The following is a 17,577-nucleotide window of genomic DNA, read 5'->3' as shown; positions in this document are numbered from 1 at the left end:
CGGACGACCGGGCAGGCGCTGTCGCATGTCCGCCTACTTGCCAGGGGCGATCCAGGTGACGATGACGGCGGCGGCGACGCACAGCACGCCGGCCAGGGCGAGCCAGCGCGCGCACTCCACCAGCCGCCAGATGGTCTTCGTCCGCTTCTTCTCGTACCGCAGCAGCCTGCCCGCCTCCAGCAGGATCTCCTCACCCGGCCGCCCGTGCACGGCGACGACGCCCAGCCAGGAGGCGGCGACGAGGGCGACGAACCCGGCGATCAGCAGCCCGGTCACCCACCAGCGCGTAGGGTCCGCGAGCTTGCTGAGGTCCTCCTGGCCCTTGAGGACGAAGACGGCCGTGAGCAGGCCGGTGAGCGAGGCCAGGAAGTTCCGGTAGCCCTCGGCCTGACGCATCGCCGTCTGCAACTGCCGGTCCGGAGAGGCCGCCTCGCGGCCCCGGCGGTCCGCGTCGCGGAGCTGCCGGGGCGTGGGCGTGAAGGTCATGGCGTCGCTCCGGCGGACTGCCCGGCCGAGGGCGGCGGCGCGATGGTGAGCAGGGCCCCACAGCCCAGGGGCTCGCTCGCGGGACGGTTCATGTGCAGGGTGCGGCACTGGCACACCGTGTAGTACGGCTCGGGCCCCGGTTCCTTGCGCCGGCCGAGGAAGCCGCCCTTGGCGACCAGGGGCTGTCCGAAGGTCCACGTCCGTGTCATCGGGCAGGTGCAGACCGGGCAGGTCCCGGAGGCTTCGTACGAGGCGTCGTCGCCGTTCCTCCGGACGGCCCAGCGGAAGGCGAGGACAGCGGGGTGGACGGCGTCGGGGTCGTACTCGATCGGGGGCGTCACTCGGGGGTGCCTTCCAGGTGCGGGGCGGCGGCGGGGAGTTCGAGGGAGAAGAGGCCCGCGTACCGGGCCAGCCGTTCGCGGACCTGGTCCTCGGGCAGGTCCGTCTCCTCCGCGCAGAGGGTGATGTGCTCCTCGGAAACGGTGCCGGACAGGGCCGGGGCCCGGCCGGTGAGCTGCTCGGTGAGGATGATCAGGTCCTGCCAGTCGGGGACGCGGTCGGCCGCATCGCCCTCCGGCTCGCGGACGGTGACGTCCAGACCGAGGCAGGCGAAGGGGGCGTATCGGGTGTAGGTCTTGCCGAGGGACCAGTCGAAGCGGCCGGCGGTGCGGATGAGTTCCAGAGGGCCGAGGACGCCCTGGCCGAGCAGGCCGTCGTCGAACGCGGCCAGGTCGAAGAGGTGCGGTGTGAAGTCCCGCAAGGCGGCGGCCTCGGGAGCGGCCGGGTCGCACGGGGGCGAGGGGGCGCCCAGCGGGGTGAACCGGCTCAGGCGTGCGATGGACTCGGAGACGGTGCGGCGCGTACTGCGGGCATGCGCCAGCAGCTGCCGGATCGTGAGCCCGGGAGCGAAACCCTTCCACACCGCGAGCGCTCTCGTGTCCTCGGAGGTCGCCTGCAGCTCCAGGACCTCGGCGGGGGGCCGGTCGACGGACAGGGGCAGATGAAGGTCCTCGCCGGTGAGCCTCTCCACGACATCGCCGATGGGCCGCCGTTCGATCACGCTGAGCTGGACCAGGGCAGCGGCCGGGATGCTGTACTCGCGCAGCCGTAGCGTCCCGCGGGAGGGGAAGCTGCGGATCAGCGGGTGGCTCCGGGAAGCAAGCTGGCGGATCGTCTGGTCGATCCGGCCCTCGAAGTCCGCGGAGAGCAGCCCGGCCGCGTCCAGGCGACGCAGAACGCCCTCGGCCTCCTGGAGATCGACCCTGGAGGCGGAGCGCTCGATCGGCGGGGGAGGGGCTCCGTCGCCCGTGAGGGCCTTGATGAACTCCCAGGGAGAGAGGCGCTTCTCGCAGCTGCGCCGGACGGCGCGCAGCGCCGAGAGTGCCAGGCGGGGCGGAAGCCAGTCGGCCACCTCCTCCGGCGGCAGCGCGGCCTCGATGCCCGTCACCGGCGTGAGGGCGTTCACGCGTGCGGCCAGCTCACGGGGCGGAAGCCCCAACTCGGCGGCGAGCAGCAGCAGCTCGACGAGCGACAGATCGTCGTCGCGGTAGGCCGGTCTGCCCCCGGGGCCAAGGAGGGAGCGGTTGAACAGCGGGCGTTCCGACGGCTGGAGAGGACCATGAGCGAGTGTCTCCCGCGTCGGTTCCGTCCGCAGGCGGAAGCCCAGCGGCTCGAAGCGCCGGACACGCGCCACCAGGTCACCGACGGAGACACTCGCGTCGGCCCGGGTGAGGAGGTCGATGACGCGCAGCTCGCCGGGCCTCGTGGGCCCCTCCGGATCCAACTGCTCGTTCACCAGCAGCGTCGCGTCGACAGGGGTGGGTGTCGAGGCGAGCAGGTCCTCGTCGAGTGCGGGCGGGGCAGGCAGGTCGGGATTCCAGGCCCGGAGTTGCTCGAGCAGGGCCACGGCCCCCCTCAAGGGAATCCGGTACCGCGCGGCGATCAGGAGCAGCGGCGCGTGCCGGGCCGGCTTGGGGCGGGGGCTGACCTCCTCCGCCCGGCGCACCGAACCGTAGGCGGCGCAGAGGTCGATCAGTGCCCAGTGCGGCCGCACGGTGCGCAGCGCACGGATGTCCGGCGCGGCGGGAACCCAGAGCCCAATGATCGCGTAGCGGCGCAGGGCCTTCAGGGTGCTGCCCACCGGTACCTCTGCCGCGCGGGCGGCGGCCATGACCGTCTCCCACCCACGCGGCTCGGAGCCCTTCGGGAACAGAACGGCGTCCAGGCTGCGCGGTTCCGGATACCCGGCGGGCCGGAACGGCGGCCCCGCGTCGGGCACGCACAGCCGGGTGTCCTGCCACTTCCGCACGAGGGCGGCCTCGTGCTCCCCGAGGACCGAACGCCAGGCAGGGCCCGTGCTGCCGATGTCCGCGTCGAGGGGCAGGCACCCCGCTGCCGCCAGGCTCACCGCGCGCGGCAGGTGCTTGCGACGGGCCGTCCTCGGCGGATCGATGACGGCGGTGACATCACGCGGCAACGAGTCGAGCACCTTGACGGCGAGCTGGGGAGAGAAGGTGGCGAGATCCCACAACCAGGAGAGCGAGACCTCGGTCCACTGTTGCGTGGCCCGCTCCGTGGCCTGAAGGAGCTCGGTGGTCACCGTGACGGCGTCCCAGGAGATGAGGTTGTTGCGGTCCACGCTGGGCTCCGGGCGATGCCGCTCACGCAGGTTGACGATCCCCCCGTAGACCTCGGGCGCGTCCTTGATCACGACCCCGTCCAGCAGCCACTGGCCCTTGCCCTGCACCAGCCAGATGTCGCGGGCTCCCTGTACGGCGTCGTAGCGCCAGGGCTTCGGCGTCGGAGCGGTGAGCTTGCCCGGCTCCCAGCGGGAGTGCCCCGGGACGGAACCGGGGGCGTTGTCGGCGAACTCCCAGGCCTCCACCTCGAAGTCCGCCACCCACAGGAAGGACTCGAGGGTCTCGATCAACGAAGGCTGCTGTGCCCGGTCCTGCCCCAGATACAGCCGGACCCGGGTCCCCCCGTCCAGCGCCACATGCGGATCCTCGCCGATCCGCAGCAGCCCCGAGCCCGACTGGATGTCGGCGCGCAACGGTTCCACCTGGGGCGCGCGGCCGTAGTGGTCGACCGGGCTCGTCCAGACGACCACCTCCTCGGCCAGCATGAAGTAGCTGAACACTCCGATGCCGAAACGGGAGTTGAGGGGCATCTCGCCGAGCTCGGCGCGGCGCCAGTTGCGCCGTTCCTGGACGAACTCGGGGTCCTGCTCGTACCGCTTGCCGGCGCGGGCGAACATCGAGGTGAGCTTGGCGCGGTTCATGCCGGAACCGTTGTCCGTGCACTCGATGTAGGGCCTGCCGTCGGCGTCCCGGCCCTGCGTGAATGTGATCTTCGGCTGCCAGTCGGGCCCGGGCCGTCCCTGTGCCGCGCCGTACTGGCGTCGCATGTGGCGGTAGCGGCAGGCGTCCAGCGCGTTCTGGTACAGCTCCCGCACCGCCAGCATCGGGTCGCCGTAGAGCTGGGTGCCCATCAGCAGGGGCCGGATCTCGTCCTCGGCGAGCCGGAAGCGCTCCAGCGGCTGCTTGTACCGTTCGGCGACGGGGACGAGCTGGTCGGTGGTGACGCGCTCGGGGAATCCGCGCAGCAGCGGCGGCGGGGTCGTGCGCTGTTTCTGCCACTCCTGGTGCAGGGAGCCCACGGTCGCGCTCGTGCGCGCGGCGAGTTCCTCGACGGCCACGTGCAGCGCCGGGTGGGGACAGGGGAAGCGGACGGTGAGCTCGTAGGCGGAGTCGTCCTGGTCGCCCAGGGGCGTCACGTCGTAGCCGAAGTCGGCCGACAGAGTGGCCACCACCTCGGCCGGGTCCAGGGGCTCATGGGCGCCGAGGTGGTCGACGAGGACGCTCGACATCCGGCGCGGATCGGCCGCCTGGAGACCGGCCGTCCACAGCAGCCGGGCGAGATCCGGGGCGCGCCACGAGTTCCCTGCCACCGGCGGATACGTGACCCATTCGTCGCCGCCGCGCGCGTCGTTGATGCGGGGGCTGGAACTCGGATGGACCGTCAGATGGCCGAGGACCTGTCGCAACTGGCCGTCGATGCCCAGCCTCCTCGCCTCCCTGACCGGTGCTGCCGTCGGGTCGGCGGCCGCGTCGAGGACCGCGCTGACCAGCAGGTCGAGGATCGTGTCCACGGCCGCGTAGTCGCCGGTGCGTTCCCAGAGCAGGTCCCAGTCCGTGATGAAGCGGTGCCGCAGCCAGTGGTCCGCTGCCGTGGTCTGCTCCTTGAGGCCCCGCCGGCGCAGGGTCGCGACGGTGCGCCTGACCTGGGAGTGCGCGCGGGCCACGTCGTGGGCGGCGTCCCGCACCAAGCGGTCGTGGCCTTCGAGCGCGTCGTCCGCCGTGCTCTTGACGTCCATGCCCTCGGGCATGGTCCGGCGCAGCTCCTCCAACGCGATGGCGACGATGCCCTCCTGCACGACGGGCGCGGCGAGCAGCGCCGCCGTCTCGGCGGGCGAGAGCAGGTCACGGCCCTCCAGACGGGCCCCCTTCACCAGGAGCTCCGTCCGCTCGACCACCCGGACCGGATACGTGGGGTCGGCCCACGGGTCGTCGCGGTGCGCGCCCTCGGTGGAGAGGGAGTCCACGATGTGCTCCACGAGCGCGCCGAGCCGCTTCTTGACCCGGTCGTGCACGGCGTCGGTGCCCGAGGTGTACTGCCACAGGCTCGACTGCTCGATCATGGTCGTCCACCGGTACGCCTCCTGCGCGCCCTCGCACAGCACGGGCCCGGGGCCGTCCGCGTTCAGCCCGTGCGGGAAGTACCGGTCGACGGTGGGCGGCCTGACCCCCGCGTCGGAGGCGTTCCTGCGCACGGCGGACCGCGTGTACCGGACGAGGTCGGCGAAGGTGGTCGGCTGGGTCGTCGGCGCCAGCGCCTTGGCGAGGGCGCGGCCGAACCAGCTGCCTTCCTGGGGGTCGGCGTAGGAACGCTCGCCCCGGCTGCAGCTGTACAGCCAGTACACGTCCTCGGCGGCCGAGAGCACCGTCGCGATGCTCTGCTGGGCCAGGGGCGTGGGCTCCTCGGTGCGGCAGGTGTCCAGGCACACGACCGTGGTCACACCCGGCGGCAGACCGTCGAGCAGTCCCTCGGGGTCGGCGGCTATGAGAGTGCGGTCGAGCAGAGACCGGCCGCCCGCCGGGTCCGCGCGGCCCGGCTGTACGTCGGCGGGCAGGAGATGGTCCCGCTTGCCCACGGTCGTACCGTGACAGGAGATGTAGAGGAACGCGGTGTCGCCCGGGGAGCACTCGTCGAAGAACTCCTGGAGGGCGCCGAGCAGTTCGAAGCCGCCCGGGTCGTGCAGCGGCCTCACCTCGTAATGCGACTGGCGCAGCGCACGGCTCACGAGTTCGACGTCCTCGACGGCGCTCTCCAGGGCGGGGAAACGCCGGGCCAGATGTTCGTCCCGCTCCAGCGCGGGGGTCCGCCCCACCCCGACGACCAACGCCCGCCGTGTGCCTGCCCCAGCGGCCTCGGCCTCTCCAGGTTTCACTCGTCCCCCCACGCATTTCACGAGTAGGACATCATCGCAGAGCGTGGGAGCCCTGGTGCTGTCCTTCCGTCGGCGGTCCGGTGCGCTGTAGCGGGTCCTCAGCCGTTCCCGCTCCCGTTCCGGTCCGGCCACACCTGGATGTGGTCCTCCTCCAGCTCCAGCAGCACCCGGTCCGCCATGCCCAGCGCCGTCGTGTACTCGTCCGGCAGCTGCAGTCGGCCCGCGCGGTCGAGCATCGCGTACTCGCGCGCCACCAGGGACTCTTGGCCCGCCTCGTCGACCTCCGTGCGGCGCAGTACCTCCGTCGAGGTGCGGCCGTCGCGGATCGCGACCGTGCGGCGGACCTCGCCGGCGACCCCCTGGTCGTGCGTGACGATGACGATCGTCGTGCCCAGTTCCTCGTTGGCCCGGCGGAACGCCGCGAAGACCTGCTGCCCGGTCGCCGAGTCCAGTTCGCCGGTCGGCTCGTCGGCGAGCAGTACGGCGGGTGCGTTGGCCAGGCCGACGGCGATCGCGACGCGCTGCTGCTGACCGCCGGACAGCTGCCCCGGACGCCGGTCCCGGCAGTCGGCGACACCGAGCATGGCCAGCAGGTCGTCCGCCCGTCCGGCCCGTTTCCGGCGCGAGGCCCCCGCCAGTTGCATGGGCAGGGCGACGTTCTGCGCCGCCGTCAGATAGGGCAGCAGATTGCGTGCCGTCTGCTGCCAGACGAAGCCGACCACCTCGCGCCGGTAACGCAGCCGAGCCTTGGCGTCCATGGCCAGCAGATCGCGGCCCGCGACCTTCGCGGCGCCGGCGGTCGGGACGTCCAGGCCCGCGAGGATGTTCATCAACGTCGACTTGCCGCTGCCGGACGCCCCCACCAGGGCCATCAACTCGCCCTCCCGCACCAGCAGATCGAGGCCCTGGAGCGCCTGCACCTCCATGGCGTCCCCGCCCCCGCGCTTGGCGAAGATCCGCACCAGCCGGTCGCAGGCGATCAGGGCGTCGTGCCCGTACGCCGGCCGGTCGCGGTGGTGCGCCGCCCGCCGCTCCAGCTCCGCGAGCGACTCCGTCGTACCGCTCATCGCATGTCTCCTGCCCTGAGGTGAGTGACCGGTGTACGGCGGCCCGCCCACCAGGCCTGCGCGACGGCCACCGCCCCCGCCAGCAGCACCGCGCCCGCGGCGGGCAGGGCCAGCGACCACACATCGGCCCGCAGCGCGGCACCTCCCGGCGCCGTCACGCCGGACGCCTCGGGCAGAGCAAGCCGGTCCAGATCGATGCCGGGGGCGAGCAGCCCCACCGTGGCCCATCCGACGGCCATGCCTCCACCGGCCGCGAGCAGCGCCAGGGGCAGCGCCTCCAGGCCGAGCAGCTGCCGCCCCTGGCGGGCCGTCAGGCCCAGGGTGCGCAGCCGGGCCAGCAGCGCGGCCCGTTCCGGAGCGGACCGCAGCAGGCCGAGCACCAGGGCGAGCAGGGCGTACCCCGCGCCCGCCACGACGGCCCAGACGTAGATCCGCTCGGCGCCCGCCTGCAAGGGCGAGTCTGACAGCGCCGCGCGTTCCTCTCCGCGCAGTGTCACGGAGAGGTCCGCCCCGGCGCCGCGCACGGCCGCCCGCAGCGCCTTCGTGTCGAGCCCGGCTCCGGCCGCCAGCAGGACCGAAGCACCGCCGGAACCCTTCAGCCCGGCCGCGTCGACCAGCAGGAACTCGCCCTCGGGGAGGGCCGGGGTGCGGGGACGCACCGCGGTGATCCGCACCGTGACGGCGGTGCCCGCCATCACGATCCGGTGCGGCGCCCGCCCCAGCCGCTCGGCGACCCCGGGGGAGGCGACGGCGTCCAGCACCCCGCCGTCGGCCTCCAGCCGGTCGGCCGTGAAACCCCCGAGTTCCATCCGCCCGGCCAACTCCGCGTATGTCTGCGGTTCGACCCCGACCACGGGAAGCGACTGCGACTCGTCGGACTCGCGCTCCGCGGCGTACTCGATGCCCACGGCCGTGACCTGTCGTACGCCCGGCACATCCCGTACCGCCCGTGCCAGACCCGCAGGCAGCGGGGTGCCGTCGGTCGTGGAGATCCGTACGTCCGCGCCCGTCTCCAGCAGCGCCGCCCGGTCCCGGGCGTCCGCCACGCCCGCCAGCACGGACCCTCCGAACGCGGCCGTCGTCAGGGCCGTCAGCAGGGCGAGCAGCGGCAGCGTGGCGACCGCCGCCGGTGAGCGGCCCGCGCGGGCCAGCGAAAGGAACCCGACCACGCCGCGCAGCCGCCCGGCCGGGCCGGAGGCCCACCGCAGGGGCAGCGGACACAGCCGTACGAGGACCAGCGCGGCGACCAGACCGACGAGCACCGGGGCGGCGCTCACCAGCAGATCGCCCGACCCGGCCGTGCCGCGGCGGCGCAACGCCGCCACCGAGCCGACGGCCAGCACCAGCAAGGTCAGTTCGGCGACGGTCCGGCGCCCGCCGGGCCTGGCGTGGGCGAGGTCGTCACGCTCCCGGTGCGCCCGCGGCCTGCGATGCGCCACGGCCGCGCGCACCGGCAGCCCGGCACAGGCGAGCAGGGTCACGGCGCCCGCCCCGAGCACGGCGGGCAGCGGCCGGGCCCCGTCCACGGCGAGCACGGCGAACAGCAGACCGCAGGCCGCGGCGGGCACCGCCGGTACCGCGGTCTCGGCCAGCAGCCGCCCGGCGATGCCGCTCAGGGAGCCGCCCCGGGCCCGCAGCAGGGCGAGTTCGACGTCGCGGCGGGCGGCGGCGACCCCGGCGCTCATCACCAGGACGACGACGGCGACCGCGGCGATCCCGAAGGCCGCGACGGCCACCACGGGCGTGATCGCGTCACGGGTCGCCGTGTAGGAGCCGACGACCTGCTCCAGGCCGGTGGACAGCTGCGCCGTCGGACCGGCGGCCCCGCGCATCCGCACCAGCCCGGGCCCGTTCTCCAGGGACGCGACCCCGTCGACGAGTGCCTGGGCGTCCCCCGCGGTGAGCTTCCCGGCCGCGGGCGCGAACCGCCAGTACTTCTCCGGCTCGCCCTGGCCGCCGAGCAGCGCCGGTGCGGCCCCGGGCGCCAGCAGGACGCCCGCCTCCCAGTAGTGCAGCGGCGGACGGCTGCCGACGGAGGCCAGGCCCGGTGTGCGCAGGACCGGTTCCGCGGACCAGTAACTCCGCTGCGGATGCCGGGGTTCGAGGACGCCCGTGATCCGCACGGTCAGCGGGCCGTCCGGGAAGCCGGCCAGGGTGAGCGTGGAACCGGCCCGCAGCCGCAGTGCGCTGGCGGTCTCGGCGGTCACGGCTCCTTCCACCGCCCTGGTGTCCACGGTCACCGGTGTGCCGGCGGTGGGCAGCCGGCCCTCCCGCACGGTGGCGTGGCCGGCCGCTCCCGACTGCGCGAGCAGGGTGAACCGGGGCGGCAGCCCGTCGGGCCGGGGCAATGACGCGTCCAGTGCCTCCAGGCTCTTCGCCGTGCGCACCCCGTACGCCGACTCGGCCGGGTCCGCCCGCAGCGGTTCGGGCAGCAGCGACCGCGCCGTGCCGTCGACCGCCGCGAGTGCCTCCGGCCGGACCGCGTCCGCACGGGCCTCGTCAGGCCGTTCGAGACCGGGTGCCGGTGCCTTCAGCTCCAGCACGGTGGACTCGGGGGCGCCGCTGGTGAGGGCCTCGCGCAGCCCGTCCGTCTCGTACGCCTCGACGGCCCGGGGCAGGACGGCGGCGAGGAACGCCGTGACCAGCACCAGCAGACCGAAGGCGACAGCGGACACCGGCGCGGTCCGCAGCCGGGTCCGCACCCAGGGCGCGCCCTGTGCGTCCTTCGGCATCTCAGTCCTCCCCCTGATGGCGGAGCGCGACCGCCGGCTCGGCACGGCGCAGCGCCGACGCGGCGGTGATCAGCAGCAGCGGGGCGGCCACCCCCGCGAGGAGCAGCGCCACCCGGAACAGCGGCAGTTCGACGAGGACGGGCGGGACCGGCCGCGCCGCATCGGAGGTCAGCACGATCAGCGGGACGACGGCCCGGGTCAGGACGGCACCGAGACCGAGCCCGGCGAGCAGACCGACGCCGATGAGCAGGCTCTGCTCCGTGGCGACCAGCCGGGCGAGATCCCGGCGGGGCGCGCCCAGCGCGCGCAGCACCGCGAACTCGGCCGACCGCTCCCGCCGCGCACCGGCGGCGCTCACCGCGAAACCCCCGGCGGCGAGGAGGGCGGCGGCCACCGCCACCGCCGTCAGCGCCGAGCGCGGCCCGGCGCCGAGCGGATCCCGCAGCAGCTCGGCCGCGGTCTCGTCCCGCACCAGCACCTGGCTGGGTCGGAGGTCGGGGCGCGCCCGCAGCGCGGCGGCGACCTCGGCGGCCTTGCCCGGGTCGGCGCTCACCCACCACTCGGTGGGAGAGAGCGGCGCACTGGCTCGCTGGGCCAGCACGGCGTCGACGGCCCGCAGATCGAGCAGCAGCGCCCCGCCGGTCACGGTTTCTCCCGCCAGGCCGGTGGCGGCGGTCGGCAGTTCCTCGACCGACCGTACGATCCGCACCCGCAGCTGTTCCCCGGACAGCGGTACGTCGATGGTGTCGCCGGGCTCGGCGCCCGCCGCCCGCAGGAAGCCTCGCGTGGCGACGGCGGCAAGGTGCCGCGGTGCCTCGGCCCCGGCGGTGCCGACGCGGACGGTGTAGATCGACGGGGCGATGAAACTCTCGTCGCCGCCGGCGCCGGTGCCGTACGACACGGCCAGCGGCGCTGTCCCCGACACGGCGGGCTTCGCGGCCCTGCGGTCGACGACCTTGCCGTTCTCCGTCACGACCCCCTCGCCACGCCAGCGCGTCCCGGCGGGCACCGGGACGGTCCGCGCCGAGTCGTCGCGGCCGGTGGCGAGCAGCCGTTCCACGGTGAACCGGTGTTTCTCGGAGCGGCCGAGGGGAGAGGTGTCGTCGAGCTGAAGTCCGGTCAGCCGCAGCGGTCCGGCCGGGGCGGCGCGGCGGCCCGTCGCCGTCACGTCCAGGTCGAGCGTGATCCGGTGGACCCGGCCGTCCACCGGGAGGTTCCCGGCGCCCAGCCGGTAGCCGATGCCGTACCGGTCCTCGACGACCACCGTGAGCTGGGGCGCGCGGCCTGAGGGGGAGCGTCCCGTCCGGGTCCCCGCGTCGGTGATCCGCACATCGAGGGCGAGCCGCCGGGTGCCGTCGGGGAGCCGTACCGCCCGGTGGGTGTCCGGTGCGGGCGGTGCCAGGGCCCGCAGCAGTTTCGCCGGGGGCTCGTCGGCGAGATCGCCGCGCATCAGCATCCCGTCCCCGGCGTGGCCGGTGTCCAGGGCGAGGACCGTCGCCTCACGGCCGCCGGAGAGGGCCAGGGTGGCGCGATGTGCGGGAGCGGCGTCCCGGGCGCCGGGCAGCGTGGCGTAGAGACCGGTCTGCCCGGGGCTGCCCGGCCGGTAGTCGAGGACCCGGAGGGAGGCGCCCGTCCTGAAGTCGGCCTGGTCGTCCTGCGACCGGTCCCAGGACGCGCCGTGCCCGATCGCCAGCATCCCGGTCGCCACGGCGATGACCAGCAGCAGCACCGGGCCCGCCCCGCGCAGCGGGCGCCGGCTGAACTGCCACCCCGCCAGCGCCGCCGGCAGTCCGCGCCCGCTCGCGGACCGCCGCTCCGCGAGCCGGGCCGCGAGCGGCAGCAGACGCAGCGTCAGGACCGTGCCCGCCAGCAGCGCCAGCGCGGGCGCCGCGACCAGCAGCGGGTCGATGCCCAGCTCCCCGGCCCGGTCCCGGCTCAGCACCCCGCCGCCGCTCGCGTCGGTCTGCCGGCCGAGCTGCCAGTACGCCACGCCCGCGATCAGCAGCAGCGCGACATCGGCTCCGGCCCGCACGGGGGCGGCCGACGTCGCGGCCCGGACGCGCCGCAGCCGTACGGGCGTGCCCGCCGTCGCCGCCAGCGCGGGTGCCACGACCGCCACCGCGCACGCCGCTGCCACCCCGCCCGCGACCAGCCACACCCGGCCCGCCGGGACGGCGTCGAGCCGCAGCCCGATCCGGTCGAGCGAGGACCACCGGGCGAGCAGCCGGGCCAGCGGGCCGGACAGCAGCGCGGCACAGACGGCGGCCGGCACCGCGAGCAGCAGCGCCTCCAGCGCGGCGAGTCCCGCGATCCGGCCGCGTGATCCGCCCCTGGCCCGCAGCAGCTCGGTCTCACCCGCCCGCTCGCCGTCCAGCAGCCGGGCCACCAGCAGCAGCGCGTACCCGGCGAGCAGCACCAGCTGCACCGAGACGATCATCAGCGTGGACCGGGCCACCAGCAGGGCCCGCCCGGTCCGGTCGAGCACCTCGGGCAGCTCGGTGCGCACATCCGCGTCGCTCCCGAGCGCCGGGTCCTCGCGCAGTGTCCCGGCCGCGCGCACGGCGGCCGCGCGGAGCGCGCCGATGCCGTCGGTGGTGACGGTCCGGTAGTCGGCCGTCGCCACCCAGCCGGTGCCGTCCTCGGAGACGGGGCCGGAGGCGAGCACCGACGCGTCGGCCAGCAGCGGCCCGTACGTGGTGAAGGCGACGGTCCGCACGCCCTGGCCGCCGAGGGCGTCCGCCTGCCAGTAGGGATCGGAGCCGTCGGCGGCCCGGTACACACCGGTCACCCGTACCCGGAGCGGCTCGCCGCCCAGCCGGTCGGTGAGCGTGACGCGCGCTCCGGTCCGCAGCTTCAGCCGGTCGGCCGCCGCCTCGGGCAGGGCGACGGGCACGGCGTCACCGCGTGCCGCCGGTGCGGCGCCCGGCAGGCTGCCCGAGACCAGCCTGATCCGCGACCGGTCCAGGGCGGCGAGGTGCGTGAGGTCGGGCTCCCCGGCGCGGGCGTCGGCGTCCTGGAGGGAACGTGGCAGCGCGTACGGCCCGGACCGCTCCAGCGTCCGCACGGTCACCGGCAGCCCGCCGAACGCCTCCCGCGCCCCTCGCACCACCGTCCGTCGCGCCGCGTCCCGTCGCTCCCGGGGCACGTCCGCCTCGATGACGAGGGAGGCGGAGGCCGCGGCTCGTCCGCTCAGGGTGCCGCGCAGCGCCGCGTCCCCGACGGAGCCGGAGAAGGCCGCGAGGGCGGCGAGCACCGAGGTGGTCAGCAGGACGGCGAGCAGGGCGGCGGTGAGGAGCAGCCGATGCGCCCGCAGGCGCAGCAGCAGTAAGCCCGTCACGCTTCCCCCACCCCCGTGGCCCAACCGCGTTCCCCCAACTCGGCATGCATATCACGGAGTTACCGGCCCGGCACATGCGTTCGAGCGCGGGTTGTTCCACTCTTGACCATCCGGACCGGTTCCGTATGAGATGCGGTGATGACCGAGAACACCAGCCCTGGACCCGGTGCCGCCCTCGCCGGCGACCCGTCCGGCAAGCCGATGCTGCGGGTCGCGGACCTGCACCACTCCTACGGCACGGGTGCCGCGACCGTGCACGCGCTGCGCGGGGCCTCCTTCGCCGTCCGGCGAGGTGAACTGGTCGCCCTCAAGGGCCGTTCGGGCTCCGGCAAGACGACGCTGCTCCATATGATCGGCGGACTCGACTCCCCGCAAAGCGGCCGTGTCGTCGTCGACGGCACCGACCTGTCGGCGCTGAGCGGGAGCCAGCTGCTGGAACTGCGCCGCGACCGGATCGGCTTCGTCTTCCAGTCCTTCGGGCTGATCCCCATCCTCACCGCCGCCGAGAACGTGGGCGTGCCGCTGCGACTGCGCCGGGCCGAGCCGCGCGAACGCGACGAGCGGGTCGCGCTGCTCCTGGCCCTGGTGGGCCTCGCGGGCCACGAGACACAGCGGCCCGCCGAGCTCTCCGGCGGGCAGCAGCAGCGGGTCGCCATCGCCCGGGCCCTCGCCAACCGCCCGGCCCTGCTGCTCGCCGACGAGCCGACCGGCCAGCTCGACGCCGCGACCGGCCTGGCGGTGATGGAGCTGCTGCGTGCGGTGGTCCGCAGCGAGGGCGTCACGGCCCTGGTCGCCACCCACGACCCCCAACTCCTCGGGCTGGCCGACCGGGTTCTGGAACTGAGCGACGGAGTGGTCGTCGAGGGCTGAGGGCTCCGCCGGAAGTGGGAGGGTGGGGCCATGGTCGCGATCAGTCTGAGCAAGGTCCAGGAGACCGCTCCCGCGCTGGTGAGTCTCTACAAGAGCGCCGGCGTCTCCCTCACCAAGCACGGCCTCGACGGGCTGCGGGCCGCGGTCTACCTCGTGGTCGACTACTCCGGCTCGATGCGGCCGTACTACAAGGACGGCAGCGTGCAGGCGCTCGCCGACCGGGTGCTCGGACTGTCGGCGCACCTGGACGACGACGGCACCGTGCCGGTCGTCTTCTTCTCCACCGATGTCGACGCCGAGACCGGGATCGCCCTGGCCGACCACCAGGGGCGGATCGACCGGATCGTGGCCGGGCTCGGGCACATGGGCAAGACCAGCTACCACCTGGCCATGGACGCCGTCATCGATCACTACCTCGACAGCGGGGCGACGGAGCCCGCCCTCGTGATCTTCCAGACCGACGGCGGCCCCATCAACAAGCTCGCCGCCGAGCGCTATCTGTGCAAGGCGGCGAGGCTTCCGCTGTTCTGGCAGTTCATCGGCTTCGGCGACCCGGGCAGCAAGCAGTTCGACTTCCTGCGCAAGCTGGACGAGCTGGCCGTGCCGGGCAGGCGGATCGTCGACAATGCCGGGTTCTTCCACGCCGGTGAGGATCCACGGAGGGTGCCGGACGCCGAGCTGTACGACCGGCTGGTGGGCGAGTTCCCGAAGTGGCTGGTGGCCGCCCGGGCGGCGGGGATCCTGCCACCGGTCTGAGCCCGGCCCGGTCACCCGCTCGTCCCCTTGGCCTATCCGTCCTTACGTCCCGTTTGCACCGTCGCGATGCCGTGCCACTCTGGGAAGGATCCCACGGGGAGGCGACGACGTATGGGCGACGACGGCGCACGACGGGTGTACGGGACGGCCTCCGCTCGCAGGAGACCTCCCGCCGGCAAGGGCGAGAAGCTCGCCGACTGGGCGGACGGGCGGCTCGGGCTCTACGGGCTGGCCAAGGCCAACATGCGCAAGGTCTTTCCCGACCACTGGTCCTTCATGCTGGGCGAGGTCACCCTCTACAGCTTCATCGTGCTGATCATCACGGGCGTCTACCTCACCCTGTTCTTCGAGCCCAGCATGCAGGAGGTCGTCTACAACGGCTCCTACACGGAGCTCAACGGCGTGCTGATGAGCAAGGCCTTCGAGTCCACGCTGGACATCAGCTTCGACGTGCGCGGCGGCCTGCTGATCCGGCAGATCCACCACTGGGCGGCGCTGGTCTTCATCACCGGCATGCTGGTGCACATGATGCGGGTGTTCTTCACGGGCGCCTTCCGCAAGCCGCGCGAGCTCAACTGGGTCTTCGGCTGGACCCTGCTGATGCTCGGCATCATCACCGGCCTCACCGGCTACTCGCTCCCCGACGACCTGCTCTCCGGCACCGGCATCCGCTTCGCGCAGGGCGCGATCCTGTCGATCCCGATCGTCGGGACGTATCTGTCGTTCTTCCTCTTCGGCGGGGAGTTCCCGGGCGAGGACATCATCTCCCGGCTGTACCCGGTCCACATCCTGCTGCTGCCCGGGATCATGCTGGGCCTGGTCGCCGCCCATCTGATCCTGGTCTTCTACCACAAACACACGCAGTTCCCGGGCCCCGGCCGCAAGGAGCGGTCGGTCGTCGGGATGCCCTTCCTGCCGGTCTACATGGCCAAGGCGGGCGGCTTCTTCTTCCTCGTCTTCGGCGTCCTGACGGTGATGGGCGCGGTCGCCCAGATCAACCCCGTGTGGGCCTTCGGCCCCTACCGACCCGACCTGGTCACCACGGGCGCCCAGCCCGACTGGTACCTCGGATTCTCCGAGGGCCTGATCCGGGTGATGCCGGGATGGGAGATCAACCTCTGGGGCCACACGCTCGTCCTGGGCGTGTTCATCCCGTTCTCGCTCTTCCCGCTGATCCTGCTAGCCCTCGGCCTCTATCCCTTCATCGAGGCATGGATCACCGGCGACAAACGCGAGCACCACATCCTGGACCGGCCGCGCAACGCGCCCGTGCGCACCGGCCTGGGCGTGGCCTGGCTGACCCTGTACGCGGTGCTGCTGATCGGCGGCGGCAACGACATCGTGGCCACCCATCTGCATCTGTCCATCAACGTGATCACCTGGTTCGTGCGGATCGGTGTGTTCGTGCTGCCGGTCGTCGCCTTCATCGTCACGAAGAAGATCTGTATGGGACTCCAGCGCCGCGACCGTGCCAAGGTGCTGCACGGCAGGGAGACGGGCATGATCAAGCGGCTGGCGAACGGCGAGTACATCGAGCTGCACGAGCCCCTCGCGCAGAGCGAGCTGTTCACCCTCACCCAGCACGAGCAGAACCCGCCGTACGAGATCGGGCCCGAGGCCGACGCGGGTGGGGTCCGCCGCAAGGTCAAACGCTCCGAGCGGCTGAGGGCCCGCCTCGCGAAGGCCATGTTCGGCCCCGACGCGCGGATCGAGAAGCCGACGGTGGAGGAGTACCGGGAGATCACCAGCGGCGATCACCAGCCGCACTGACGACCAGGGCCCGGCACTCCACGGGGTCGCCCCAGGCGGTGCGCAGAGCCCGGGCTTTGGTCAGCCACAGCGACAGGTCGTACTCCGCCGTGTAACCGATCGCGCCGTGCAGCTGCAGCGCCGTACGGGCGGTGGCGTACGCCGCCTCGCACGCGGCGACCTTGGCGGCGGCGACATCGGCCGGCCGCATGGTCAGCGCGGCGCCGAACACCAGCGGGCGCGCGAACTCCAGGGCGATCTTCGCGTCGGCCAGCCGGTGCCGGACCGCCTGGAACGAGCCGACGGGCACCCCGAACTGGTTGCGCTGCTTGACGTACGCGACCGTTCTGTCGAGCAGCGCGAGGCCGATGCCGAGGGTCTGGGCGGCGGTGGCGAGCCGGGCCCAGGCGAGGGCCTGGTCCGTGGCGGTGTCGAGGACCTCGCCGCCGGGGGTGAGGGGGGTGAGACGACGGGCGGGGTCCAGGGAGGGGCGGACGGGGCCGTGGCCGGGGGAGAGGCGGATGCCGTCGGGCATCCAGCTGAGGCGGAGGGCGGCGGCGTCGCCGTCCAGGGCGTGAGCACCCTCCGGCGCCACCGTCGCTATCGTCTCCCCTGAGGCCAGGCCCGGCAGCAGCCGCTTGGCGATCCCCGGGCCGGCCCCCTTGAGGAGCACCGCCGCCGTGATCGTCTCGACCAGCGGGCCCGGTACCGCATGGCGGCCCAACTCGACGAACGCGACGGCCAGTTCGACGGGGCGCGGCCCCAGTCCCTCGTACGCCTCGGGGACCGCCAGCGCGAACACGCCCGCCTCCGCGACACGGGACCACAGCGCCCGCCCGCTCGTATGGTCGCCCCGGCTCCATTCCCGCACCACCGCCGGTGTGCCTGCCGCCGTCAGCAGGGCGTCCAGGGAGGCGGCGAAGGCGCGTTGCTCGGGATCGAGGAGGAAGCGCATGGGTGCCCTTTCGGTATGGGCCGGGTCATCCGGGGGCCCGGGTCATCCGGGTCGGCCGCTCCGGTAAGGCTCGCGGCTTCTTCGATGCCCTCAGCGAGGGCGCGGTCCTCGGCCCC

General features: G+C 73.7%; 10 protein-coding genes. 3 read left to right on the top strand and 7 right to left on the bottom strand.

The features are described from left to right. Positions 1-33: 33 nt before the first annotated feature. From ACFT32_RS39985 to ACFT32_RS39960, 6 genes are all read right to left on the bottom strand, one after another. Positions 34-486 carry a hypothetical protein gene (locus tag ACFT32_RS39985; RefSeq protein ID WP_382498991.1) on the bottom strand — a complete coding sequence of 151 codons (453 nt, stop codon included), beginning with the start codon at positions 484-486 and terminating at the stop codon, positions 34-36. After that, a complete protein-coding gene (locus ACFT32_RS39980; RefSeq protein ID WP_382498988.1) occupies positions 483-827 on the bottom strand; it encodes a hypothetical protein in 345 nt (114 codons plus the stop codon). Before ACFT32_RS39980 ends, ACFT32_RS39985 begins: the two co-directional genes overlap by 4 nt. Continuing rightward, the gene (locus tag ACFT32_RS39975) at positions 824-5,995 is read right to left on the bottom strand and encodes a caspase family protein (RefSeq protein WP_382498987.1); all 5,172 of its coding nucleotides are present in this window, start codon (positions 5,993-5,995) and stop codon (positions 824-826) included. The genes ACFT32_RS39980 and ACFT32_RS39975 overlap by 4 nt, the downstream gene beginning before the upstream one ends. Before the next feature lie 98 nt (positions 5,996-6,093). Continuing rightward, positions 6,094-7,062, bottom strand: a complete 969-nt coding sequence (locus ACFT32_RS39970) for an ABC transporter ATP-binding protein (RefSeq protein ID WP_382498985.1) — start codon at positions 7,060-7,062, stop codon at positions 6,094-6,096. Next, on the bottom strand, positions 7,059-9,794 hold the full coding sequence (locus ACFT32_RS39965; RefSeq protein WP_382498983.1) for an ABC transporter permease: 2,736 nt from the start codon (positions 9,792-9,794) through the stop codon (positions 7,059-7,061). Before ACFT32_RS39965 ends, ACFT32_RS39970 begins: the two co-directional genes overlap by 4 nt. A 1-nt stretch (position 9,795) precedes the next feature. Next, positions 9,796-13,131, bottom strand: a complete 3,336-nt coding sequence (locus ACFT32_RS39960; protein ID WP_382498982.1) for an FtsX-like permease family protein — start codon at positions 13,129-13,131, stop codon at positions 9,796-9,798. A gap of 138 nt (positions 13,132-13,269) precedes the next feature. Here ACFT32_RS39960 and ACFT32_RS39955 point away from each other — a divergent pair, with 138 nt between their 5' ends. The 3 genes from ACFT32_RS39955 (at position 13,270) to ACFT32_RS39945 (ending at position 16,527) form a co-directional block, all read left to right on the top strand. Beyond that, positions 13,270-14,001, top strand: coding sequence for an ABC transporter ATP-binding protein (locus ACFT32_RS39955; protein ID WP_382498980.1), 732 nt, complete (start codon positions 13,270-13,272; stop codon positions 13,999-14,001). 30 nt (positions 14,002-14,031) lie between these two features. Next, positions 14,032-14,757, top strand: coding sequence for a vWA domain-containing protein (locus ACFT32_RS39950; RefSeq protein ID WP_382498978.1), 726 nt, complete (start codon positions 14,032-14,034; stop codon positions 14,755-14,757). A gap of 111 nt (positions 14,758-14,868) precedes the next feature. After that, complete coding sequence (locus ACFT32_RS39945; RefSeq protein ID WP_382498977.1) at positions 14,869-16,527, top strand: cytochrome bc complex cytochrome b subunit; 1,659 nt, start codon at positions 14,869-14,871, stop codon at positions 16,525-16,527. On the opposite strand, the gene ACFT32_RS39940 is transcribed toward ACFT32_RS39945, so the two are convergent. Then, entirely contained in the window at positions 16,499-17,461 is a 963-nt protein-coding gene (locus ACFT32_RS39940; RefSeq protein WP_382498975.1) for an acyl-CoA dehydrogenase family protein, read from the bottom strand. The two genes, ACFT32_RS39945 and ACFT32_RS39940, sit on opposite strands and share 29 nt — an antisense overlap. Positions 17,462-17,577 lie beyond the last annotated feature (116 nt).

This window comes from Streptomyces sp. NPDC057002, from assembly GCF_042673825.1.
Lineage (GTDB): Bacteria > Actinomycetota > Actinomycetes > Streptomycetales > Streptomycetaceae > Streptomyces.
Note: the sequence above shows the minus strand (reverse complement) of the source record. Positions and strands in the feature narration are given on the sequence as shown.